Source organism: Streptomyces sp. NPDC017520, assembly GCF_044329855.1.
Classification (GTDB): Bacteria; Actinomycetota; Actinomycetes; order Streptomycetales; family Streptomycetaceae; genus Streptomyces.
This window is the reverse complement of sequence record NZ_JBIRKB010000032.1, coordinates 1-23,173: the sequence shown is the minus strand read 5'-3', so window position 1 is coordinate 23,173 and position 23,173 is coordinate 1. Positions and strand designations below refer to the sequence as shown.

General features: G+C 71.5%; 20 protein-coding genes and 1 pseudogene. 15 read left to right on the top strand and 6 right to left on the bottom strand.

The features are described 5' to 3' along the window. A partial coding sequence (locus ACH4KB_RS37435; protein ID WP_398071496.1) for a type I polyketide synthase occupies positions 1 to 1,718 on the bottom strand: 1,718 nt, incomplete at its 3' end. A gap of 271 nt (positions 1,719 to 1,989) precedes the next feature. Between ACH4KB_RS37435 and ACH4KB_RS37430 the strand changes: the two genes are divergently transcribed. The 5 genes from ACH4KB_RS37430 (at position 1,990) to ACH4KB_RS37410 (ending at position 4,818) form a co-directional block, all read left to right on the top strand. Further along, a complete protein-coding gene (locus tag ACH4KB_RS37430) occupies positions 1,990 to 2,370 on the top strand; it encodes a YybH family protein (protein WP_398071494.1) in 381 nt (126 codons plus the stop codon). Between the two features lie 63 nt (positions 2,371 to 2,433). After that, positions 2,434 to 2,859, top strand: a complete 426-nt coding sequence (locus ACH4KB_RS37425) for a YybH family protein (RefSeq protein WP_398071492.1) — start codon at positions 2,434 to 2,436, stop codon at positions 2,857 to 2,859. Positions 2,860 to 3,050: 191 nt separating this feature from the next. Next, positions 3,051 to 3,692: a ScbR family autoregulator-binding transcription factor gene (locus ACH4KB_RS37420; RefSeq protein ID WP_398071491.1), complete on the top strand. Its 642-nt coding sequence runs from the start codon at positions 3,051 to 3,053 to the stop codon at positions 3,690 to 3,692. Beyond that, a complete protein-coding gene (locus ACH4KB_RS37415) occupies positions 3,692 to 4,441 on the top strand; it encodes a thioesterase II family protein (RefSeq protein ID WP_398071489.1) in 750 nt (249 codons plus the stop codon). Before ACH4KB_RS37420 ends, ACH4KB_RS37415 begins: the two co-directional genes overlap by 1 nt. 191 nt (positions 4,442 to 4,632) lie before the next feature. After that, entirely contained in the window at positions 4,633 to 4,818 is a 186-nt protein-coding gene (locus tag ACH4KB_RS37410; protein ID WP_398071487.1) for a hypothetical protein, read from the top strand. 15 nt (positions 4,819 to 4,833) lie between these two features. Here ACH4KB_RS37410 and ACH4KB_RS37405 read toward each other — a convergent pair whose 3' ends face one another. Next, positions 4,834 to 5,322 (bottom strand): pyridoxamine 5'-phosphate oxidase family protein, encoded by a 489-nt coding sequence (locus ACH4KB_RS37405; RefSeq protein WP_398071485.1) that lies wholly within the window; start codon positions 5,320 to 5,322, stop codon positions 4,834 to 4,836. 328 nt (positions 5,323 to 5,650) lie between these two features. On the opposite strand from ACH4KB_RS37405, the gene ACH4KB_RS37400 reads away from it, so the two are divergent. After that, entirely contained in the window at positions 5,651 to 7,834 is a 2,184-nt protein-coding gene (locus ACH4KB_RS37400; RefSeq protein ID WP_398071483.1) for a BTAD domain-containing putative transcriptional regulator, read from the top strand. An 89-nt stretch (positions 7,835 to 7,923) separates the two neighbouring features. On the opposite strand, the gene ACH4KB_RS37395 is transcribed toward ACH4KB_RS37400, so the two are convergent. Beyond that, positions 7,924 to 9,513 (bottom strand): aspartate aminotransferase family protein, encoded by a 1,590-nt coding sequence (locus tag ACH4KB_RS37395; protein ID WP_398071482.1) that lies wholly within the window; start codon positions 9,511 to 9,513, stop codon positions 7,924 to 7,926. Positions 9,514 to 9,712: 199 nt separating this feature from the next. Here ACH4KB_RS37395 and ACH4KB_RS37390 point away from each other — a divergent pair, with 199 nt between their 5' ends. The 3 genes and pseudogenes from ACH4KB_RS37390 to ACH4KB_RS37380 all read left to right on the top strand — a co-directional run. Then, positions 9,713 to 10,249: a flavin reductase family protein gene (locus ACH4KB_RS37390; protein ID WP_398071480.1), complete on the top strand. Its 537-nt coding sequence runs from the start codon at positions 9,713 to 9,715 to the stop codon at positions 10,247 to 10,249. Continuing rightward, the gene (locus ACH4KB_RS37385; RefSeq protein WP_398071478.1) at positions 10,246 to 11,415 is read left to right on the top strand and encodes a sensor histidine kinase; all 1,170 of its coding nucleotides are present in this window, start codon (positions 10,246 to 10,248) and stop codon (positions 11,413 to 11,415) included. Before ACH4KB_RS37390 ends, ACH4KB_RS37385 begins: the two co-directional genes overlap by 4 nt. Positions 11,416 to 11,444: 29 nt before the next feature. Continuing rightward, positions 11,445 to 11,731 (top strand): annotated as a pseudogene (locus ACH4KB_RS37380) (biotin carboxylase N-terminal domain-containing protein); the annotation flags it as partial. A 249-nt stretch (positions 11,732 to 11,980) separates the two neighbouring features. Here ACH4KB_RS37380 and gndA read toward each other — a convergent pair. The 3 genes from gndA to ACH4KB_RS37365 form a co-directional block, all read right to left on the bottom strand. Continuing rightward, entirely contained in the window at positions 11,981 to 13,423 is a 1,443-nt protein-coding gene (gene gndA / locus ACH4KB_RS37375; RefSeq protein ID WP_398071476.1) for an NADP-dependent phosphogluconate dehydrogenase, read from the bottom strand. Positions 13,424 to 13,536: 113 nt separating this feature from the next. After that, a complete protein-coding gene (locus ACH4KB_RS37370) occupies positions 13,537 to 14,412 on the bottom strand; it encodes an NAD(P)H-binding protein (protein ID WP_398071474.1) in 876 nt (291 codons plus the stop codon). 49 nt (positions 14,413 to 14,461) lie between these two features. After that, positions 14,462 to 15,640 (bottom strand): acyl-CoA dehydrogenase family protein, encoded by a 1,179-nt coding sequence (locus ACH4KB_RS37365; RefSeq protein ID WP_398071472.1) that lies wholly within the window; start codon positions 15,638 to 15,640, stop codon positions 14,462 to 14,464. Between the two features lie 592 nt (positions 15,641 to 16,232). Here ACH4KB_RS37365 and ACH4KB_RS37360 point away from each other — a divergent pair. From ACH4KB_RS37360 to ACH4KB_RS37335, 6 genes are all read left to right on the top strand, one after another. After that, the gene (locus ACH4KB_RS37360; protein WP_398071470.1) at positions 16,233 to 17,141 is read left to right on the top strand and encodes a zinc-binding alcohol dehydrogenase family protein; all 909 of its coding nucleotides are present in this window, start codon (positions 16,233 to 16,235) and stop codon (positions 17,139 to 17,141) included. 311 nt (positions 17,142 to 17,452) lie between these two features. After that, complete coding sequence (locus ACH4KB_RS37355; protein ID WP_398071498.1) at positions 17,453 to 18,277, top strand: SGNH/GDSL hydrolase family protein; 825 nt, start codon at positions 17,453 to 17,455, stop codon at positions 18,275 to 18,277. A gap of 180 nt (positions 18,278 to 18,457) precedes the next feature. Next, positions 18,458 to 19,747, top strand: a complete 1,290-nt coding sequence (locus ACH4KB_RS37350; RefSeq protein ID WP_398071468.1) for a class I SAM-dependent methyltransferase — start codon at positions 18,458 to 18,460, stop codon at positions 19,745 to 19,747. A gap of 377 nt (positions 19,748 to 20,124) precedes the next feature. Then, a complete protein-coding gene (locus tag ACH4KB_RS37345) occupies positions 20,125 to 21,126 on the top strand; it encodes a bifunctional DNA primase/polymerase (RefSeq protein WP_398071466.1) in 1,002 nt (333 codons plus the stop codon). Next, the gene (locus ACH4KB_RS37340; protein ID WP_398071464.1) at positions 21,123 to 22,637 is read left to right on the top strand and encodes a phage/plasmid primase, P4 family; all 1,515 of its coding nucleotides are present in this window, start codon (positions 21,123 to 21,125) and stop codon (positions 22,635 to 22,637) included. Before ACH4KB_RS37345 ends, ACH4KB_RS37340 begins: the two co-directional genes overlap by 4 nt. Further along, a complete protein-coding gene (locus ACH4KB_RS37335) occupies positions 22,634 to 23,038 on the top strand; it encodes a DUF6009 family protein (protein WP_398071462.1) in 405 nt (134 codons plus the stop codon). Before ACH4KB_RS37340 ends, ACH4KB_RS37335 begins: the two co-directional genes overlap by 4 nt. Positions 23,039 to 23,173: the final 135 nt, after the last annotated feature.

Sequence of the window (23,173 nt, the reverse complement as noted above, 5' to 3'; positions counted from 1 at the left end):
CCACACACCTCATCGAACGCCACCGCGAACACCGGGAACGACGCATACAACTCACCCGCCATACCCACCCGCTGCGCACCCTGACCAGTGAACAGAAAACCCAGCCGGCCATCCCTTACGTTTCCGGTGACGACTCCGGGGCCCGGTGTTCCGTCCACGAGGGAGTCGAGGCCGGCGAGGTACGCGTCCTTCCCGTCTGCGAGGACGACCGCGCGCGCGTCGAAGGTGGTGCGGGTGGTCAGCAGGGACCAGCCGAGGTCGACGGTCCCGGCGTCGCTCGTGGTGGCAAAGGCGCGAAGCTTCGCGGCCTGGGCGCGCAGCGCGTCCGTGTCCCGGCCGGAGAGGATCCAGGGCAGTCCGGGCCCCGAGACCGCGGAGGCCGGCCCGGCCTCCGCGGTCTCCTGGGCGGGCGCTTCGGTGAGGACGACGTGGCAGTTGGTGCCGCCCATGCCGAAGGAGGAGACGCCCGCGACCAGGGGGCGGTCGGGATGCGGCCAGGCGGTGAGTTCGCGGGGTACGGAGAGGCCGAGGCTGTCGAGGTCGATCGCCGGGTTCGGCGTCTGGAAGTTGAGGCTCGCGGGTATCTCGCGGTGCGTGAGGCTGAGGAGGGCCTTGAGCAAGCCGATCATGCCGGCGGCGCCCTCCAGGTGCCCGACGTTGGTTTTGGCCGAGCCGACGAACAGAGGGTCGCCGGGCGCACGGTGGGAGCTGAAGACGTCGCCGAGGGCGTTGGCCTCGATGGGGTCTCCGACGGGGGTGCCGGTGCCGTGCAGTTCGACGTACTGAACGTCGGAGGGGCTAATTCCGGCCTTTCCGTATGCCTCGCGGATGACGTCGCGCTGGGCCTCGCGGCTGGGCACGGTGAGGCCGGGTGTGGCGCCGTCGTTGTTGACCGCGCTGCCCCGGATGACGCCGTAGATCCGGTCGCCGTCGGCAACGGCCCGGGCCAAGGGCTTCAGGACGACGACGCCGCCGCCCTCGCCCCGTACGAAGCCGTTGGCGCGGGCGTCGAAGGTGTAGGCGGTGCCGTCGGGGGAGAGACCGCCGAACCGCTCCTCGGTCACGGCGCTCTCGCCGAGAATGTTGAGGTTGATGCCCGCGGCGACGGCGGTGGTGGACTCGCCCGAGCGCAGCGACTCGCACGCCAGGTGGACGGCGATGAGGGAGGAGGACTGGGCTGCGTCGACGGTGAGGCTCGGCCCGCGCAGGCCCAGGTAGTAGGAGACGCGGTTGGCGATGACGCCGCGGTTGAGGCCGGTCATGGAGTGCTGGGTGATGGCCTGCTCGCCGTATTGGTTGGCGAGGCTCGTGTAGTCGTCGCGCAGGGTGCCGACGAAGACGGCGGTACGGGAGTCGCGCAGCCGGGCGGGGACGACGCCGGAGTCCTCCAGTGCCTCCCAAACCAGTTCGAGGACGAGTCGCTGCTGCGGGTCCATGGCGGCGGCCTCGCGGGGCGAGATCCCGAAGAAACCGGCGTCGAAGTCGCCGATGCCGTCGAGGAACCCGCCGCGGCGGACGCCCGGTCCGGCGGCGGGTTCCGTGGTGTCCCAGCGGCCGGGCGGCACGTCGGTGATCACGTCGCCGCCGCCGCGCAGCAACTGCCAGAAGTCGGCCGGGCCGAAGGCCATGGGGAGCCGGCAGGACATGCCGATGACGGCGACGGCCTTGTCGGCGTCTCGCGACGCCCCGGTCTCCACAGAATTACGATTAATCGTCATGGCGCTCGGCTGCCCTTTCCAGACTGATTTCGAAGCGGCCTGAGTATCCCGGATATGGACCCCGCGTTGTCGACCCTAAGACTCATCGACCCGTTTCCTCTCAACACCGGCTCATGCTCGGGTAACCGTCCGGTTCGGCCATCAGGTGGCCGAACCGTTAGCTATCGGTGGGCGGCCGGTGAGCATCGATCCTTTACGTTCGGGGCAGATCCTCGTGAAACTCCTCGTATTCCCGGGCGTCGTGCCGGAAGAAAGCAGGAATGGTCTCGCCATGAGCAATCTCACCAGCGATGTCGAAAAGCACACCGCACTGTACGAAGCGGCCTTCAACGCCGGCGACGTCGACGCCGTGAACGCGATGTACACCGACGAGGCCGTCGCGGTCTGGGAGCCGGGCAAGCCGCTCACGGGTCAGGCCCGGAAGGACTCCGCCAAGGAGTTCCTGGCCCTCAAGCCGAAGATGAGCGCCAAGCCGCGCCAGACGTTCGTCACCGGTGACACCGCACTCCTGATCGTGGACTGGTCCATAGCGACGGTCGACGAGTCGGGCGCCCCCGAGCTCCTCACGGGCGTCGGCGTCGACGTACTGCGCAAGGGGGAGGACGGCAAATGGCGCTACGCCATCGACGACCCGTACGGCGAGCAGAGCTGACCGCTCCCCCCGTCGCGCTCTCCCTCGGCCATCCCCTGACCAAAGAAAGTGGTGTCGCAGACCATGAGCATTCCCGGTATCACGGTCGACTTCGATGTCGACAACCCGGATCTCACCAGTGATTCGGACACTCAGAACGAGATCTTCATCCAGCTGTTCAATTCCGGTGACGGCGCCCTGTTCGACCTCCTCTACCGCGAGGACGCGATCTCGAACTTCTCCGGCTCGCCGCTCACGGGGAAGGATCGCCTGGAGTTCTTCAAGGAATTCCTGGCGCCGAAGCCGTTCCTCAAGGCCGAGATCACGCACGGGTACGTGGCCGGTGACGTGGCCCTGATCGGCGTGAAGTTCAGCGTCGACAGCACGGGCCCGGACGGCGAGCCCGTCCGCATCGAGGGCAACTGCACCGACGTGCTCCGCCTCGGCGAGGACGGCCGGTGGCTGATGGCCATCGACCGCCCGGTCGCCGGAACCCTGCTGCCTCAGTAGAGGGCCTCTTCTCCTGGCCTGCCCGGCCTCCCCCGCCCGGGCAGGCCAGGAACCGGACTCTTGGGTTCCGACTGGATGGTTCTTTCAAGACTCCCTTCTCCGTCGGGCGATAGCAAACCGCACGGGCGGTTCATTACGCTGTGAGTTCTTGAGGGGCCGTCAGCAGAGCCCCAAGCATCCACGGAGTGCACATGGCTAAGCAACAGCGCGCTGTTCGGACACACGAAGCGCTCCTGCGGTCCGCTGCGGAGGTCTTCGACGCCGATGGATTCGTGTCGGCCTCGCTCTCCGCCATCTCCAGCCGGGCCGGAGTGAGCAGTGGCGCCCTGCACTTCCACTTCGCCAGCAAGGGAGCGCTGGCGCACGCGATCGAGGACGCGGCCGAGCAGCGGCTGCGACTGATCACCGGAGCCGACCCGGGCGCCGATCGCCTCGGCGCGGACACTCCGGAGGCGAACCCGGCGGACGTGGACCCGATCCAGAACCTCGTCGACACTTCCAGCCGGCTCTTCGACCAGCTGAACACCGATGTCGTCCTGCGCGCCGGGTTCACGCTCGGCTGCGAGCCCTCGTGGCAGAGCCGGGTCGACCTGCACGGCCAGTGGCGGGAATGGATCGAGGCCGCGCTGCGGCACGCCTCGGACCTGGGCGCGCTCGCCGAGGGCACCAGTCCGGAGGACGTCGTCACGGTCGTCGTCGCGTCGACCGTGGGCTTCGAGGCGCTCGGCCGTAAGGATCCCGCCTGGCTCTCCCAGGAACGGCTGAGCCAGTTCTGGCAGTTCATGCTCCCCCGTCTGGTGCCACCGGGCACCGGCCCGCAGAAAGGGACGTAGTGGATAGCACGTGGTTCAGGCGCTTCGGTCCGGCCCCCGAGGGCCGCATGCGGTTGGTGTGCTTCCCGCACGCGGGCGGCTCGGCCAGCTCGTTCCTTCCCCTGTCGCGGGCGTTCGACGGGCGTCTCGACGTGCTGGCCGTCCAGTACCCGGGGCGCCAGGACCGGCGGCGCGAGGAGCCGTACGTTGGCATCACCGCCCACGCCGACGCTCTCGCCGCGGCCCTTGAGCCACTGACCGACGAGCCGTACGCCCTGTTCGGGCACAGCATGGGCGCGGTCCTCGCGTACGAGACGACCCGCCGGCTCGCCGCCGCCGGTCGGCCGGGGCCGCGCCGGGTCTTCCTCTCCGGGCGCGGAGCGCCGTCCAGGCTGCCCAACGCGCACGACCGGCTCGGCAGCGACGCCGAGATCCTGGCCGCGGTACGCGGCCTCGGCGGCACGGGCCACGCGGTGCTCGACGACCCCGAGCTGCTCGCCATGGTGATGCCGGCCCTCCGCGCCGACTACGGCGCCCTCGGCACGTACACCTGGGACGGCGGCCCCCCGCTCGACTCCCCCGTCACGGCCATCGTCGGCGACGCGGACCCCGTGGTGGCGATCGACGAGACGGCGGCCTGGCACGACCACACCACCGGCGACTTCGGCCTGGAGATCATCCCCGGCGGCCACTTCTACCTGGACGACCGCATCGCCGACGTCTGCGAGATCATCACGAACGGCTTGCTCGCCGCGGGCTCGACGGCGTAACACACCGCTCGACGACGCCGGGCCGCCCCGTACGGGTCCTGCCGGCCACGACGCCGAGCACGGGGCGGCCGTGATCGCGACGCTGCTGTGCGGCGCCAAGGAGAGCGTCCACCCCACCTGGCTCCCCCTCACCCTGGCCCGGAGGGCGGGAGACCTGGCGCCGGAGCCGATCCATCCGACAACCGGAGGACATGATGCGCGATCTGTACGAGCCCGATGTCGACCACGCGTTCCCCGAGGCGCTGCTCCATGTGATCCGCGGGGGCGACACCCTCCCCGAGGCACTGCGGCGCGCGGTGTTCCAACCGCCGCTCCAGCTCGCCGGGGCCGACGACGAGCGCCCCGGTGAGACGCATATCGTCCGCGGCATCGACTGACCCCCACCGGGGAGTTCAGCGCTCGGACTCGTCCGTCCACATGCGGCTCGAAAGGTCCGTGCCGCGCAGCACCTGGATCCGCCAGGGGTCGATGCGCAACAGGTGGTACTCAGGATCGGTGGGGCCGCCGTTCCAGAAGTTGCGGGGGTCGTAGCCGACCCCCGGCGGGCTCCCCCTGCGGTAGAGCTCCCAGGCGTACTGCCGGATCTCCGGTTCCGGGGCCCATGTGGTGACGCTGTCGACGAAGACCGCGTTCTGCCGGGGGTTCCAGTACGAGTACGTGGTGTGCGGGTTGTTGGCCAGATGGGCCGTTTTGACGGGCGTCCGGTGGACAGCGAGCCAGCCGACCGGCCGCCCCTCGACGACCTCCCAGACCGGTAGCAGGACCCGGGCCCTCGGCCGGTTCTTCCTGTCCACAGTGATCATGGTGCAGTAGACGATGTCCCTGACATAGTCGAAGAATTCCCCCTCGATCTCCGAGAACGTCTCCACCTTGGCGGCCATGGCGATTCCTTCGGACAGGCTGAGGAGGTGTATGCGGGCCCGGGAGGGCCTCACGGATCAAGCATGCAGCAGTCCCGCCGATCACGGAACCACGCACTTTCAGGTCAGCGAGTTATCCCGGGGATACCGTCCCGGGGCCGGCGCGACCCCTTACCAGACGGGCGGCACGGACTTCAAGGGGTCTTCAAGAAGCCTCTGCCACCCTTCGAGTCGAATCCTCCGACCTGCGCGACTCGGGCCATCTGACGCTTCAAAGAATTCCCCACCGATCCGGGTCGGAAAGCCATTCGATGAGAGGGAATTTTCTGTTCCCGGAGAGCGGGGGGCTGTGCAGTTCGGATTGCTGGGGCCTTTGGAAGTGACGGCCGAGGGCGAACCCGTTCCACTCGGGGGGACGAAACAGCGGGCGACCTTGGGCTACCTGCTGCTGCGGACCAACCGGGTCGTCGCCGCCAGTGAACTCGTGCAGGCGTTGTGGGACTCCGACGACGCCCCGGTCACGGCCCGGAAGATCCTGCACAACGCGATCTGGGGACTGCGTTCGATGCTGGGCTCGTTACCCGCCCCGGTGCTCGGGAACCCGCCTGCCCTGATAACCCGGACCCCGGGCTACGTGCTGCGCGTCGACCCCGACCACCTCGACCTGTCCGTCTTCCAGCGGCGCGTCTCGGAGGGGCGGGCGGCGCTCGCCGCCGACGCCCCCGAGACGGCCGCGCAGCTCCTGCGGGAGGGCCTGGACCTGTGGCGAGGCCCGGTCCTCGCCGACCTCGCCGAGTCGGGCTTCGCCTGGCCGGAGATCGAGGCGACCCGCAGGACCCGTCTCGACGCCCTTGAGGACCTCTTCGACGTCGAACTGGCATGCGGACGCCACCACTCGGTGATCGGCGACCTGACGACGCTCGTCGACACCGAGCCGCTCCGCGAACGAGCCTGCGGCCAGCTGATGATCGCCCTCTACCGCTGCGGCCGCCAGGCCGACGCCCTCAACGTCTACGACCGGGCCCGCTCCGCCCTGGTGGACAACCTCGGCCTGGAGCCGGGGCATGGCCTGCGGATGCTCCAGCGCTCGATACTGACCCACGACGCCGCGCTGACCCAGGAGGTCGGCTGGCCCGTGATCCGCCGGTCCGCCGCCACCCTGACGCCGGCACCGCCGTCCGAGACACCGCCGCCGTCCGGGACACCGGCGCCGGCCGCCACGCCCGCGGGACCGCGGGACGAGCCGCGGCCGGCTCCCGCGCCGCCCCGCACAGGCGGCGCGCCCACCACGGTGACCCAGCGCATCGCCGTGACCGCCGTCCTCGTGAACGTCCGCCACAACGGCCTCGACGACGCGGCCCCCGGCGAGATCAGCAGCACCCTGTGCAGCGCCGAGAACGTCGTCGGCCAGGTCATCGAACGGTTCGGCGGTACGGTCACGGCCTCCATCGGCTCCGTCTCGCTCGCCCTCTTCGGGGTGCACGGGCCTCGCCACGACGACCCCGAGCGCGCCGTGCGTGCCGCGCTCACCCTGAGGGAACGGTTCGCCGACGACCAGAAATCCTCCCTGCGGGCCGCGGTGACCACCGGCCAGGCGCTGATACGGCTCCGCAGCGGCGCCGACGGGGCGCCCCCGCTGACGGCGGTGGGCTCCGTCCTCGACGACGGCAGGGCCCTGCTCACCCAGGTACCGGAGGACGAGGTGTGGATGAGCGGCGCCGCCCGGCACGCCGCCGGCACCGCAGTCGTGGCCCGGCCGGCCGGGGGCGCCCCGGACGCCTGGCAGGCCGTCTACCTCGCTCGGCAGGAGACCGGCGGCGTCCCTGACCGCCCCTACGAACTCGGCGTGCTGAACGGCCTGCTCGACTGGGCCAGGAACCGCTCCGTGCCGCATCTGGTGACGGTGCTCGGCGCGCCCGGCGTCGGCAAGTCCCATCTGCTGCGGGAGTTCGGGTACAGCATCGCCCGGCAGCCCGAGACCGCCGGCCGGATCCTCGTCGCCCGCGAACCGACAGCACAGGACGGGCCCGGGGCGATGCCGGGGCATATCCTCGCCGAGTACAGCGGACTGCTGCCGGGAGACCCGGCCCGGGTGGTGCGGGAGAAGCTCACGGCGGCCCTGTGGCGGCTGCCGGTCACCGAGGAGCGCCGGGGCCGGCTACGCCGGACGCTGTTGCCGCTGCTGCCGGGGATGCCGGCACCGCCCCAGGCCCGGATGCCGGAGGTCATGGCGGTGTGGAGCGAGTTCCTCGCGCTGGCCGCCGCGCTCGAACCGCTGGTCGTGGTCCTCGACGACGTGCACCTCGCCGGTGACGCGCTCCTCGACCGGCTGGAGCAGCTCGCCGACGGGGCCGGTTCCGTGCCGCTGATCGTCGTCGCCACGGCCCGGCCGGAACTGCTCGAACGCCGCCCCGGCTGGGGCGGTGGACGGCGCCGGGTCTCCACGCTCACCCTGCTGCCGCCGGCGAACCGCTCCCTGGCCGCCGCGTCGGCGGCGCGAGGGGCGGCACTGGCGAGCCCGGTCGGGGTCTGACCCGGCCGGCGTCAGGACCGGGCGGGCCGGAGCCCGTTCGGGGCCCCGGCCTGGGTCCGGCCCCGCGTACCCAGGCGGGCGGAACCCCCTCAGACCTCGTCGGCGGCCGTCCCGGTGAGACCGGCCCCGTCGTGGGTGCGGAAGAGCAGGCAGGCGCCCCGCAGTCCCCCGTCGAGCTGCTGGATCTCGGCGTCGGTCAGATACAGCGAGGGCTCGAACCGGAGGGTGTTCACGGCGCTCGCGGTCGGGAACGTGCGGATCCGGTGCTCACGCATCAGATACCCGGCGACCGAGTAGCCGAGGAGCGGCGCGGCCTCCCGGATGGTCTCGGAGCCGGAACCGGACTGGTCGTGGAACTCGAGTCCCAGCATCAGGCCCCGCCCTCGCACGTCCTTCACCACGTCGGGGAAGTCGGCGCGTACGCTCTCCAGCGTGCCGAGCAGCTTCTCTCCGCGCTCGCGTATGGTCCGGTAGGCGGCGCCGTCATCGGCTTCAAGGATCTCCAGGACCTTCCTGGAGATGGAGCACGAGAAGGCGTCCTTCGCGAAGGTCGAGCTGTGCACCAGCTCGAATTCGGAGCGGTAGCGGGACTGGCGGGTGAGCATGACGGACGTCTTCGCTATTCCGCCGCCCAGACTCTTGGCGAGCGCGTAGTAGTCGCCGCGCAGGCCCATCGCCGAACTCGCCAGGAAGTCACCGCTGCGGCCCATTCCGCTCTGCACCTCGTCCACGATGACGGGGCAGTCGACCTCGGCGCACGCCCGCTGGATCTCCTGGGCGAATTCGTCGGTCAGGACACGGATGCCGCCCTCGCCCTGAATGGGCTCCAGGACGAAGGCGCAGAACACCGGGGAGTTCCGCTCGGCCACCGAGACCGTGCCGCCCTCGACGACCAGGTCGAACACGGTCGCCCGCTCGCCCTCGACGACGGCCTTGAGGGCCTGCGCGCTGCCGGCGGGGATGAACCGGGCGGACGTCGCGAGCGCGGCGAACGGCACCCGGTAGCCCTCGTTGTGGGTGAGCTGGACGCTGCCGACCAGCTTGCCGTGGAAGCCTCCCTCCAGGGTGAGGAGCACGGGCGGCCGGCCGGTCTGCTCGGCGTTGCGCCGCTCGATCTCGGCCACCAGCGCCTCGAAGCCCGCCACCCCGTCCCGCGCCTCCACGCCGAGCAGGCGGAACGCCTCCGCCGCCACGGCCGCGCCGCCCGCGACCGCGGCACGGGCGGCGGCCAGGTTCCCGGCCAGCCGCTCGCGGAGCTCGGCGATCCGGAGCCCGCGGTCGAACTCGGCGTGCTTGACGGCCGCCTCGATCGCCTCCGCACCGGTGTTGGCGAAGATGGCGGAGTAGTTCTCGTCCGTGCCGAGTTCGCGCTGGAGTATCCGGTTGAGTGCGACGGCGACGTCGTTCGCGTACGGATGGCGGGAGAACTGCGCGTGCACCGGCGTCTGGGACGCGATCAGCTGCTGCGCGTACTTGGTGATCTCCGGATGGTTGTGCCCGAGGATCAGCGAACCGTACCCGCCCGCGAAATCCACGACGGGTATCTCCTCGCCGCTCTCCCCGAGGTAATAGAGGGTATTTCCCTCGGCCCGTACGTAATCGACGTCGAGTCCGAGTGAAGCCAGCCATCCGAGCAGATACGGTTCCGCGAGCTGCGGATCAGCAGAGACGGTATTCATGTCACCCCTCACCAGATAGTGCCCTGACCGAAACGCCCAGATCCTACCCGTGGAGAAGTAACCCCCCACGAACGCCCGCTCACGAGACGGTAATCCTCCGCTCCTGCGCACACTGCTGAGCGGACAGTTACTCGACGGTTCCCCGCCCCCGGGACGCCGCCCGTACATTTCTTCCCATGGATTACATGAAAGGCGCGGCATGAATTCCGTATCCACTGACCTCGCCGTTTCCCGGGGGCCGGCGGCGAATCCCGCCCCCCTGCGCGAGGTCATGTCCCTGTTCGCGACCGGTGTCACCGTGCTGTCCGTCGGCGGGGAGCACATCCACGGCATGACGGCGAACGCCTTCGCGTCGGTCTCCCTCGACCCGCCGTCCGTCCTGTGCTGCATAGCGCACAACGCGGTGATGTACGAGGCGATCACGTCGGCCGGTCACTTCGGCGTCTCCATCATGGAGGCCGGCCAGGAGGGTCTGGCGCGGTTCTTCGCCGACAAGAAGCGGACCCTCGGACCCGCTCAGTTCACCGGCGTCGACTGGGTGCACGGCCCCCGGACGGGCGCGCCGCTCCTAGGCGGGTCCATGGCCTGGCTGGAGTGCGAGGTCTCCGCCGCCTACGCTTCGGGCGACCACACCGTCTTCATCGGCGACGTGGTGGGAGCGAGCCGCGGTGAGGCCGAGGACGCGCTGCTCTTCTTCAACGGCGCGTTCCAGCGCACGGACTCCCCGTCCCGATGACCGCCCCCACCGTCGGCGGCTGGGACTCCGTCATCGGCCCCGGTTTCGCCGAAGCCCTGCAGCAGGGGCTCGCCCGGGTGGCGCAACAGGCGTCCCCCGGGCCGCCCCTCGCACGCCGGCTCGCCCCCGGGAGGCCGGAGACAGCCCCCCAGGGGCCCGGTCCCGCCTACCTGGACGCGGTGCTGCGCCGCTTCGAGTCGGCGCTGCCCGCGACCCTGAGCACGGCGGAACGCTGGGACAGCTCCGTACGCCAGGCGCTGAACGGCCGGGCACGCGCCGTCCTCACCACCGCCTTCGGCACCGGCGTCGGCGGGTGGCCCGAGGCCGCGCCACCCGTCGCGCCGGCGCGGCTCCCGCCGCACCACAGCGCGGCGGTGTCGGTCCTGCTGATGGAGTGCGCCGTACTCCAGATGCTGGAGAGCGGCCGCCTCGACGAGGGGGCTGTGCGGGCCCTCGCCGAGGCGGTCCGGCGGGCCGAAGGGAACGGCGCCCCGGTGGATCAGGCGGTGTGCTGCTGGCAGGAACAGCGCCGGATCTCCCGCGAGCTGCATGACGCCGTCGGCGACGACGTCAACGCGGCCCGGCTGGCCCTGGAGGACTGCGACGAACTGCCGCAGCGGGTCGCCGCCGAGCGGATCGCGGCCGCCCGGGACGCGCTGCGGGCCACGGACGCGCGGCTGCGCGCCCTGGTCGGCGGCGTACGGGAACGATCGACGGTGCCGCCGCTCGACATGGCGCTGCGCGAGTTCGCCACCGAGGCCGCCCCGGCCGGGGTCCGCGTGACCGTCCGCGTGACGGGCGACGAGGGCCTCCTTCCCGACGTACGGCGCCGGGACCTGTACCTCACGGTCCGTGAGGCGCTGCGCAACAGCTTCACGCACGCGGGTGCGGGACGCGTGAAGGTCTCCGTACGGTCCACCCGCTGGTGGGCGTACGCGAGTGTGAAGGACGACGGTCACGGGTTCGACGTCGACCGGGTGCTGCGGCCCGGCCACCCCCATCAGGGGTTCCGTTCCATGACGGAGCGGATGGAGGATGCCGGCGGTCGGCTGACCGTCAGCAGTTCGCCGGTCGAGGGGACCTGTGTGGAGGCCCACCTGCCGCTGCGTCCGCACCGGCGCGGATACCTGCCGCCCGAACATGAGACACGTATGGGTACGTCGTGAGACAGGCGTGAGGAGCCGTCGTACGTAAGATCCCGATCGCCGGTCGCGGTGAGATCGCTGCTCGGGTGGCCCGTTCCTGCCGGGATTCCGCCGTCGGCAGCGTAGCCGTGTACGCCGAGCCCGACCGGGACGCCCTGCGTGTCCGGGCCGCCGACGGGGCGTTCTGTCGGAGAACGCGGAGTTCGCGCAGGCGGCCCTGGACGCCGGTCCGACGTGGATCGGCCAGGTGGCGGCGCGTCACATCGCCCAGCGCGCGGGCGCCCCGCTGGTCGCCGGCGCCCCGGGCCCGGTCGCGGGGGCGGAGGAGGCCCCGGCCCCCTTCCCCTCCAGCCTCGGCACCGCCACGACGCCCTGGCCCGTCAGGGCGTCGCGGCGGGTGCCAAGCCGAAGCACCGGGCGGCCAGGAAGTCGGGCCTGACCGCCTCGGGCGACACCCTCGCCTCTCCGATGCGGGGCATGATCGTCGGTCACCTCCGGCGCCGCCCTCTGCGACATCAAGGGGCTGAGGCCCACCGGGTGACACGGCCGGACGAGCGGCCACGGTCGCCGCCGCCCAGGAGCAGGATCAGGACGCGGTTTCGGGGCGGCCCTCCTTGGCCCAGTGCGTGTGGAAGGCGCCGGGGCGGTCGGTGCGCCGGTAGGTGTGGGCTCCGAAGTAGTCGCGCTGGCCTTGAAGCAGGGCGGCCGGCAGACGGCCGGCGCGCAGGGTGTCGTAGTGCGCGAGGGCGGCCGCGAGGGCGGGCACGGGAATGCCGCGACGCGTGGCGGAGGCGATGGTCTCGCGCCAGGGCACCTGGGCGTCGGTGATCTCCGCCGTGAACTCCGGCTGCGACAGCAGGCTCGGCAGGGCGGGGGACTCGGCGTAGGCGGCGCGGACGCGGTCGAGGAACGCGGCGCGGATGATGCAGCCGGCCCGCCAGATCCCGGCGACGGCACTGAGGTCGATGTCCCACCCGTACTCGTCGGCAGCGTCGCGGATCATGGTGAAGCCCTGGTCGTAGGCGATGACCTTCGACGCGTACAGGGCCTGCTCGACCTGGGCGGTGAAGCGTCCGGCCTCGCTGCGGGTGAGGTCCGGGCTGACTCCGCCGGGCAGTTCCCGGTAGGCCGTGCGCAGGGCCTGCTGCGAGGAGGCGGCGCGGGCGAAGGTGGCCTGGGCGATGGCGGTGGCCGGGGAGCCGAGGTCGAGGGCGCTCTGCACGGTCCAGCGGCCGGTGCCCTTCTGGCCGGCCGCGTCGGCGACGACGTCGACGAACGGCTTGCCGGTGTCGGAGTCGGTGTGGGCCAGGACCTCAGCGGTGATCTCGATGAGGTAGGAGTCGAGGCGGCCGGTGTTCCATGTGCGGAAGATGCCGGCGATCTCGGCAGGGGTGTACCGGCCGACCTGGCGCAACAGGTCGTACGCCTCCGCGATGAGCTGCATGTCGGCGTACTCGATGCCGTTGTGGACCATCTTGACGAAGTGCCCGGCGCCGTCCGTGCCGACATGCGTGCTCATCGGCTCGCCGTCGACCTTCGCGCTGATGGCCTCGAACATCGGACCGAGAACCGCGTAGGACTCCACGGACCCGCCGGGCATGATCGACGGGCCGTTCAGAGCGCCCTCCTCACCTCCGGAGACGCCGGCGCCGACGAAGTGGATGCCCTGCTCCCGCAGGGTGACTTCGCGGCGTCGGGTGTCGGCGAAGTGGGCGTTGCCGCCGTCGATGATCATGTCGCCCGCCTCCAGGAGCGGGGCGAACTCGTCGATGACGGCGTCGGTCGCCTCACCGGCCTGCACCATGACCATCAGGCGACGGGGACGCTGAAGGGCGGCCACCAGCTCCTTGGGGGTCTCGGCCGGGACGAAGGCGCCCTCGTGGCCGAACTCGTCGACGAGCGCCCGGGTCCGGGCGGGGGTGCGGTTGTGGATGGCGACGGTGAAACCGTTGCGGGCGAAGTTGCGGGCCAGGTTGCGGCCCATGACCGCAAGGCCGGTGACACCGATGTGGGCGGATGCGTCGCTCATGAGGTCTTCCTGATGCTCGAAAGAGGGCGGCCGGGCAGGAACCCGGCCGTCGGGGTGAGTTGTCAATCGGTGATGGGGTCCCGGCTCGGAGACCGGGCGCGAAAGGCCGCCGCTCAGAGGTCCCAGACCCCGCGCAACGCCGCGTCCTTCACGTAGTCCTCGAAGTCCCGCGGCTCGCGCCCCAGGATCCGGCGCACCGTGTCGGTCGGGACCGAGTTCTTGTTGTCGCGGATCTGGGCGACGAGTTCCGCGAGGAACAGGGCGTAGTCGGCGGCCACGTCGTAGCAGACGAGTTCGTCGACGTAGTCCTGGTGCGTGACGGGCGCATACCGGATATCCCGGTTGGTGGCGTGCGCGATCGAGGTGATGGCCTCGCCGAAGCTGAGGGCGCGCGGACCGCTGAGTTCGTAGGTCTCGCCGGCGTGGCCGTCCTGGAGGAGCGCGGCGGCCGCCACCGCGGCGACGTCTTCGGCGTCCACGAACGGCTCCCGGCCCTCGCCCGCGGGCAGCGGCAGTTCGCCCGCGAGCAGGCAGTCGAGGAAGACGCCCTCGTCGAAGTTCTGGAAGAACCAGTTGGGCCGCAACACGGTCCACTCGGCTCCGCACTCCTGCACCGCCCGCTCCCCCGCGATCAAGGACTTGCCGCCGACCCGCTCGGTCACGCGGGCCTGGAGCAGCACCATCCGGCGCGCCCCCTGGTCCACGGCGAGGTCGGCGAAGGCGCGGATGCAGCCTTCGGCGTCCCACTGCCCGGGCCGGTCCTGCGCGTCCACGAGGTAGACGGCGTCGGCGCCTTCGAGGGCGCGCTCCCAGGTGTCCGGACGGTCCCAGTCGAACAGGACCGGGCCCCGGCGGCCGGCGGCCCGTACGCTCACGCCGTGGTCCTGGAGAAGGGGCACGAGCCTGCGGCCGGTCTTGCCGGTCCCGCCGAGCACGAGCACCGTCGTGCCGGAATGGTCGTCGTCGGTCTTCGTCCTCGTGGTCGTCATCGCGGCGGGGTGCCTTCCTGGGGTGGCCGGTTCGGACCGTCCGGGGCGGTCACAGGAACGCCGTGTCGGGGGCGAGGCCGAGGATGGCCCGACCGTGCACCTCCTGGTTGGTCGTGAACGTGAAAAGGGCGTGCAGCGACAGGCCGCGGATGTCGCGGTGGAAGCGTTGCAGCGGCTCGTCGCGCAGGATCACCGAGGCCCCGCCGGCCTCGAACAGCTCGTCGACGGCCTCCTTGGCGAGCTGAACGGCGTACGCGGCGCGACCGCGGGCGGCGGCCCGCTCCGCCCGGTCCGGCTGGGTGCCGGCGTCCGCGTGCTCCTGGAGCCGACGCAGCCAGCGCTCCTGGAGTGCGTCCGCGGCCTCGATCTTGTTGGCGGCGACAGCCACCTGGATCTGGGTCACGGGCGACTGGGCCTGGTCGGTCCAGGACGTGTAGGTGATGCCGCGCCCGGGCAGCCGCTCCAGGAACCTCTCGTACGCGCCCTTGGCCATGCCGATGTAGGCGGCGGCGCCCTGTGCCATGAAGTAGGGCACGAACGCGTAGTCCCCGCCGGCGAGGACGTCCGCGAGGGGCAGCACCCGGTGGGCGGGAATGGGGACGCCGACGGCGGTGACCGTGGAGCTGCCGGTCCCGGCGCCCGCGGAGGAGTACCAGTCGTCGGCGACGGAGAGCGCGGAGAACGGCACGAGGGCGGCGTGCGGGACGGGGGTCCCGTCCGGGTCGGTGAGGAGCGCGGCGAGCACGGCCCAGTCCGCGCCCTGGGAGCCGGAGATCCACTTCCAGGAGCCGTCGAGGGTGTAGTCGCCCGGCGCGCCGGGGCCAGGGCCGGGGTCTCCGTCGGCGGTGCCTGCCGTCAGTGTCCCGGAGGGGGTGAATCCGGTGGAGACGCGGACCGTGCCGCCCGCGTACACCTCCTCCTGGGCCTGTTCGGGAAAGAGGCTGGGAACCCAGGAACTGGACACCCAGATCATGGAGACCCACCCGGTGGCCGAATCGGCCCGGGCTATCTCGTTCAGGACCGCGGCCTGATCGGCCACCGGCACGCCGAGGCCGCCGAAGCGGCGCGGAACCGCTATCCGGAACACCCCGGCCTTTTCGAGCAGTTCGATGTTCTCGTCCGGAATCCAACGGCGCTCCTCGCCCGCGATTCCGCTCTCCCGAAGCACCGGGACCAGGGCCGTCACCTCGTCCAGCACTGCGATGACACCTCTGTCATTCCTGGTCATCCTGACTCCTCAGCAGTCGCTTCCCGTATGAGACTCGCTCTCTCGCCTCAGCTACGAGAACCCCGCTCCGGAGGCAGCGGCGAGTGCTTCGCATCCTCCCGGACACAGGGTCATATGAAGCTCATCCGGAACTCTGTGACGTGCGAGGGGAATCTGGTGATCACCGGGTGAGGAGAAGAACACCCGCGCGTGAACCGGCGGGAGTATGGGGCGTTACGGGTCAGCTGCCCACCTCCGGGAGAGCACGTACTTCCGGGTCAGCTACCCGCCTCCGGGAAGCCGGGAGCCGGGAAGCCGAGATCACCGTCGCCCCGGCGGGAACGCGCGCGGCGCCGGTGCGGCTCGGTCTCCGTCGGTCGCTCGCTGGTGAGCTGCCGCACCATCCCCGCTCCTCGTCGCCCCGGCGCTGTCGGAGCACACGTTGGCGAGTCGCTCTTGAATTTCGCGTGGAGCCGGAGTGCCCCGAGTCGCGGAGGCCGCGGCGGCAGGCCTGGGCGGCGAACCGCAGGAGGATTCGGCGACAGAGGCGCAAGACGGCAGCCACAGCGGAAGGCGCGCGTCTGCCCCCCGCCCCCGGGTACCGTGCCTGCTCATGCTCGCTATACGGTTCGACCGTTTCGGCGGTCCCGAAGTCCTCACGCCCGTCGACGTGCCCGCCCCGGTCCCCGGGCCCGGCGAGGTCCTGATCACCGTGGAGGCCGCCGGCGTCAACTTCGCCGACACGCTCCAGGTCGACGGCTCCTACCTCGACCCGAGCCTGTTGCCGTACATCCCCGGCAGCGAGGTCGTCGGCCGGACCGAGGACGGCCGCCGGGTCCTCGCCAAGGTCGGCCACGGTTACGCGGAACAGGTGGTCGCGAAGGAGTCCGCCCTGGTCGAGGCCCCCGAGGAGCTGGACGCGCCCAGGGCTCTCGCCCTGCTCATGCAGGGCGTCACCGCCTGGCACCTGCTGCGCTCCGCGGCCCGGCTCCAGGCGGGCGAGAGCGTCGTCGTGCATTCCGCCGCGGGCGGCGTGGGCAGCCTGGCGGTGCAGCTGGCCCGGGAGTTCGGGGCGGGGCGGGTCCTGGCGCAGGCGTCCACGCCGGAGAAGGAGCGGCTGGCCCTGGAGCTGGGCGCGGACGAGGTCGCACGGTATCCGCTGCCGCTGCGGGCGGACGTCATCCTGGACGCGGCCGGCGGCGGTCTCTTCGACCACGCGCTCGGCTCCCTCGCCGACTTCGGCCGGCTCGTCACGTACGGCAACGCGTCCCGTACCGCCTTCGCCGCGCTCGACCCGGCCCGGCTCAGCCGGCTCAACGCGGCCGTCGTCGGCTTCTGGCTACGGCCCACCCTGGCCAGGCCCGAAGGGCTGCGCGTGCCTTTGGAGGAGCTGTTCGCGCTCACGCTCAAGGGGCGGCTGCGCCCAGTGACCGGCGCCGAGTATCCGCTCGCCGAGGCCGCCAGGGCCCACACCGATCTGATGGAGCGGCGTACGACGGGCAAGGTCGTCCTGCGACCGTGACAGACCGCTCGGAGGACGCCGCGGCGGACGTGCCGGAGGACGTGCCGGAGGACGCCGCGGAGCCCTCAAAGGAGGACTCCGCAAAAACAAACCGTCCACGCGGAATGTGACACTCTCAACGCGAGGTTTTTGCGCCCCCGCCTGACATCGGGTGAAGCTCTGGCCACGAGACGGCGCGGGCCAGGTCCTTCATGCCCTGACTGCCCCTGCCCCGTGCCGCCTCACCGTGACAGCTCCGGTGCCTTCGACGGTGCCGGCCGGAACAGATGAAGCGGGGACGCGACGTGCCGGAAGACAACCAGCTCTCGTCCATGGTCCCCGGCGTGTACACCGGTCTCGGCAGCGTCCCGTACACACGCCCCGGCATCAGCTCCTACGCGGCCCTCGGCGACAGCTTCACCGAGGGCGTCGGGGACGAGACCCCCGGCGGCACCGTGATCGGCTGGGCCGACCGGCTCGCCGCCCGGCTGGCCGCGCACTCCCCCGCGCCGGAGTTCCGCTACGCCAACCTCGCCGTCCGGGGCCGGCTCCTCGACGACATCGTCGAGGAACAAGTGTCGCGCGTACGAGACTTCGCGCCGGACCTGGTGAGCCTGTGCGCCGGCGGCAACGACATGCTGCACCCCGGCAGCTCCCCCGACAACATCGCCGCCCGCTTCGACGCGGCGGTCACCGAGCTCACCGGCGCGGCCGGTACGGTCCTCGTCTTCACGGGCTTCGACCCCCGCGACACGCCGGTGCTGCGCCGGCTGCGCGGAAAGATCGCCATCTACACGGCTCATATCCGCGCCATCGCCGACCAGCACGGCTGCGTGGTGGTCGATCTGTGGTCGCTGCGGGCGGTCCAGCATCCGCGCGCCTGGAGCGAGGACCGGCTGCACCTCTCCTCCGAGGGCCACGAGCACGTCGCCCGGCGGGCCGCCGAGGTCCTCGGTCTTCCTCCGCAGCCGGAGCTTGCCCCAGTACCGAAGTCCGCCTCCCTGCCGGGGCCGGAGCCCCGCCCGTGGCCGGCCGTACAGGTCGAGGACCTCCATTGGGCCCGCCTGCACCTGCTGCCCTGGCTGATGCGTCGGCTGACCGGCCAGTCGTCGGGCAACGGCATGGGCCCCAAGCGTCCGGACCTCTCCCCGCTGTGACAGCCACTCCGCCCGGCACCCACCGCCGCCGTACACCCCCGCGCCGACCGCCGTCCCGCTCCCCCACCTCCATTCCCCTCCCATTCCCCAGCCCCCAGCCCCCGGCCCCCCGGCTCCCCCCACCTTCAGCACCAACCGCTGTTCCGAAGAGGACGAGAGACGAGACAGGAAGGCAACCTCATGGCTCCTGACGCCGCACACCGGCTGGACGCCCTCGCCGCGCAGGCGTTGGGCACCCCACTGCCGCTTCGGATCCGTGCCTGGGACGGCAGCGAGACCGGACCGCAGGACACCCCGGTCCTGGTCGTCCGCAGCCGCCGCGCCCTGCGTCGTCTGCTGTGGCACCCGGGCGAACTCGCCCTGGCCCGCGCGTGGGTGGCCGGGGAGATCGACATCGAGGGCGACCTGTACGACGCCCTGGGACGGCTCGCCGCCGTCGCCCCGGAGGGGGGCAGCCGCGACCTGGGCCGCCGCATGGTCCGCGACGGTACGGCCCTGCGGTTCGCTGCGGGCCTGATCCGGCTCGCGGGTGCCGGCGTACCACCGCCGCCCCCGGCCGAGGAGTCCCGGCACCGGGGCGAGGCGCACACCAAGCGCCGGGACCGGGCTGCCATCAGCCACCACTACGACGTGGGCAACGAGTTCTACGCGCGTGTCCTGGGGCCCTCGATGGTCTACTCGTGCGCTTACTGGGACCGGGCCGGCGGAAGTCTTGAGGACGCCCAGTACGCCAAGCTCGACCTCATCTGCCGCAAGCTCGCGCTGCGCCCCGGGCAGCGCCTGCTCGACGTCGGGTGCGGCTGGGGATCGTTGGTCCTGCACGCGGCCCAGCACTACGGCGTCCGCGCCACCGGCATCACCATCTCCGTCGAGCAGGCCGATCTGGCCCGGAAGCGGGCAGCCGAGGCAGGCATGACGGACCGGGTGGAGATCCGCGTGCAGGACTACCGGGACGTCAACGACGGGCCGTACGACGCGATCTCCTCCGTGGGGATGGCCGAGCACGTCGGCCAGGTCCGTTACCGGGAGTACGCGGAGATCCTGCACCGGTTGGTCAGACCCGGCGGCCGTCTCCTCAACCACCAGATCGCGCGCCGCCCGCTGGCCGACGAAGCGGGCTACCGGCTGGACGAGTTCATCGACCGGTACGTCTTCCCGGACGGCGAACTCTCCCCCGTCGGGTCGACCGTCTCCTCGCTGGAGCAGGCGGGCTTCGAGGTGCGTGATCTGGAGGCCCTGCGCGAGCACTACGCGCTGACGCTGCGGGCCTGGGTACGGAACCTGGAAGAGCACTTCGCCGAGGCGGAACGTCTCACCTCGCGGGGCAGGGCCAGGGTCTGGCGTCTGTACATGGCGGCATCGGCCCTGGGCTTCGAGCGCAACAGCATCGGCATCAACCAGGTCCTCGCCGTGCGTACGGAGGGTGACGGCGTCTCTTCCATGCCGCTCGTGCGGGGTAGTTGGAGCTGACCCGACACACCCGGCCTTCCCCTCGATGCGTCGGCCGGGCCGCCGGGCGGACCCGGCCTTCCCCCGTCATCGGGTCCGTCCGCCCTTTCTCGGCCCGTAATTTCAGCAGGGACTCACCGGATTTCGCCCCGACCTCCACTAACCTACTTGAAGCATGTTCTGACTTTGGGTCGCTTCGGTCGCTGAGAGGACTTTGCATGACCCCTGAACTGGGGAAATCAAGCAGCGACTCAAGACGGGGCGCTCAACCCGGCCACCACGTCGACCGCCCGGGCGTCCGCCACGCCGGCCCGGCCGACCGCCCCGGCAATCACCGCGCCGACCAGCCGGGGACTCCTCTGGAAATCGCCCTGTGGTGCGCCGGCCAGGGATGGCCCGTGCATCCTCTCGCACCCCGCCGCAAGACACCCAGCGCGAATTGCCGACAGTGTCAGGTCCGGAGCCACAGCCCGCAGGGCTGCCCCTGCATCCCCTCCGGCCGCTGGTGTCACGGCTTCCACGCGGCGACCACCGACCCCTCCCGCATCGAGGACTGGTGGGGCCGGCAGCCCGGTTCCGGCGTGGGTGTGGCCTGCGGCGGGGCGGGCCTCGTCGTCATCGACGTGGACGCCCACGAGGCCCTGCCCCCGCAGCGGGAGCGGCTCCTGCCGGGGATCACCATCCCCCCGTCCGTCTCCCTCAACGGGCTGCGCCACGGGTACCACAGCCTCGCCCTCCTCGCGGCGCTGCGCGGCCAGCCCGACCCGGTGGAGGACACCTCCACCCTCCAGGTCCGCACCCCCTCCGGCGGGACGCACCTCTGGTACGCGGCCGAGCCCGGGCAGGCGTGGCAGTGCTCGGCCGGGTCCAGCCCCTCGCGGGCCCTGGCCTGGCAGGTCGACGTCCGCGCGCACGGCGGCTACATCATCGCCCCCGGCACCACTACCGACGCGGGGACGTACACGGCGGTGGGCAGCGCCCGCCGCCCCGCCCCGCTGCCGTCCTGGCTGGCCCTGGAACTGGCCCGCACTGGGCACCTGCCCGCACCGCCGGTCCAGCGCACCAGCTCCCCCGTCCCTCAGCGCGCCCGCGCCGCGGTCATCGCGGCAGGCGGCGGCCGAGCCGCTGCGGGACGCACCCTCGCCACGGTCCTGGCCGCGGTGACCGGCTGCGCGTCCGTCCCCGAGGGGGCCGCCTTCAGCGACAAACTCAACCGGGCCGCCTACACCGCCGGCGGTCTGGTGAGCGCAGGTCATCTGACCGCGGGCGCCGCCGAGTCCGCGCTGCTCGCCGCGGCTCTCCACGCCCGCCCCACGCAAGAACGAAGGGCCCTGCAGATCATCCGCAGCGGAATGAGCGCCGGTCAACAGCGTCCTCTCATGCCGGGAGACCCTTCGTGACCCGAGTACCGGAGCCCCAGGAGGAGTTGTTCGACCCGGCGGAGATCGCCCGGCAGATCCTGCGCTCGACCTCGCACCCCGCCGTACCGGCCCAGACGCCGGCCACCACCGTGTCACCGCACGCGACCGAGCACGGCCTGCTCCCCGACAGTCTCAGCGACCGGGGCAACGCGAAGCTGTTCGTCGCCCTGTACGGACGGGACTTCCGGCATGTCCCGGGCATCGGCTGGTACCGCTGGTCCGGCTACCGCTGGGCCCTGGACGAGGACGACGCCGTGGTGTGGGCGGCCGGCGAGATGGCCGAGTCCCTCACGGAGAACGACCCGAGCGGCCGGTGCAGCACCGCTGAGCTCCGCCGTCACCAGCGCCGGGCCCTGTCCACGTCCGGCATGAAGGCAATGCTGCTCCAGGCGAAGGCCGCCCCCGGCATGGTGCTCAACGCGGCACGCCTGGACGCCGACCCGTACGCCCTGTGCACGCCCAACGGGGTGGTCGACCTGGCCACCGGGCAGCTGTCGGCACCAGACCCGGAGAAGCACTTCCACTCTCGGGCGACGAGCGTCTCCGCCCGTGCGATGTCCACGCCGCGCTGGAACCGGTTCCTCACCGACACCTTCGGCGACGACGAGGACGGCCTGGCACTCATCGACTTCCTGCACGAGCTCCTGGGGTACTCGATCACCGGGGACGTCGGCGCCCAGATCATGCCGTTCCTGTACGGGCAGGGAAAGAACGGCAAGAGCGTCCTCCTCGACGTAATGGTCAAACTCCTCGGGGACTACGCGGACGCCGCCCCGCCCGGCTTCCTCATGGCCCGTCCCTTCGAGGGGCACCCCACAGACCTGGCCGAGCTCCACGGCCGCCGCATCATCGTGTGTTCCGAGCTGAAGCCCGGTGACCGTTTCGACGAGGCCAGGGTGAAGTTGCTCACCGGCGGCGACCGGATCAAGGCCCGCCGGATGCGGCAGGACTTCTTCAGTTTCACCCCCACCCACAAGCTGTGGCTGCTCGGCAACCACCGTCCCGAGGTCGGCACCGGCGGGTACGCGTTCTGGCGTCGTATGAAGCTGATCCCGTTCGAGAGGGTCGTCGCGGCGGACCGGCAGATCGACAACCTCGCAGACGTCCTGGTCACAGAGGAGGGCCCCGGCATCCTCCACTGGCTCATCACCGGCGCCCGCCGCTACCTGAGCGGGCCCCACGATCTGACCGGCCCGCAGCAGGTCCGTACGGCGACGACCGCCTACGCGGAGACCGAGGACCACACCGGACGCTTCCTGGGCGAGTGCTGCACACTGGATCCCGCCATGCGGGCGGAACAGAGCCAGCTGTACAGCAGCTACACCGGGTGGTGCCGTCTCGAAGGAGCCAACCCGGTGTCGTCCAGAGCCTTCGCCGCCCGGGTGCGAGAAACCATCGGCATCAGCACGCCCAAGCAGATGATTCTGTCGAACCAGCGGAAGTTCTATCCGGGCATCGGACTCAACGCCGAGATGGGAAAGACGGTATGAGCGCGCTTATCGAGCCCGAGCAGCTCAGCTCCGAGACGGAACTCGTGTGGCTGGAGGCGATCGAGCCGCTCGACTACGTCCGGCAGACCCTGGACCGGCTGCCGACCCGTCGGGGCAAGCCCGCCTACCACCGGGCCGGCCGGATGGTCGGCTACGCGATCCTCGATCCAAAAGCCCGCTCCTCGCGTGTGTCGGGCACTTTCGTGCGCCGGGTCTTCTGGCTTCTTCCCCACGACCGTGACGGGCAGCCCACGGGCTTGTACGCGTCAGGCGCGCCCTCCGAGGCCGTCGACCCGCGCACGGTGGCTCCCGGCATCAAGGGCTACAAGACCCAGCGCTCCGAAGGCGGCCCGGAGTCGGCGGCCATGCGAGAACTCGGCATGACCCTGCCGGAGGGGTGAACCGGGCGAGGCGGGGGGGGGGGGGGGGCCCCGGGGGCGGCCCCCCCCCCCCCCCCCCCCCCCCCCCCGGGGGGGCGCCCCGCGGCGCCCCCCCCCCCCCCCCCCGGGGGCGCGGCCCCCCCCCCCCCGCGCGGC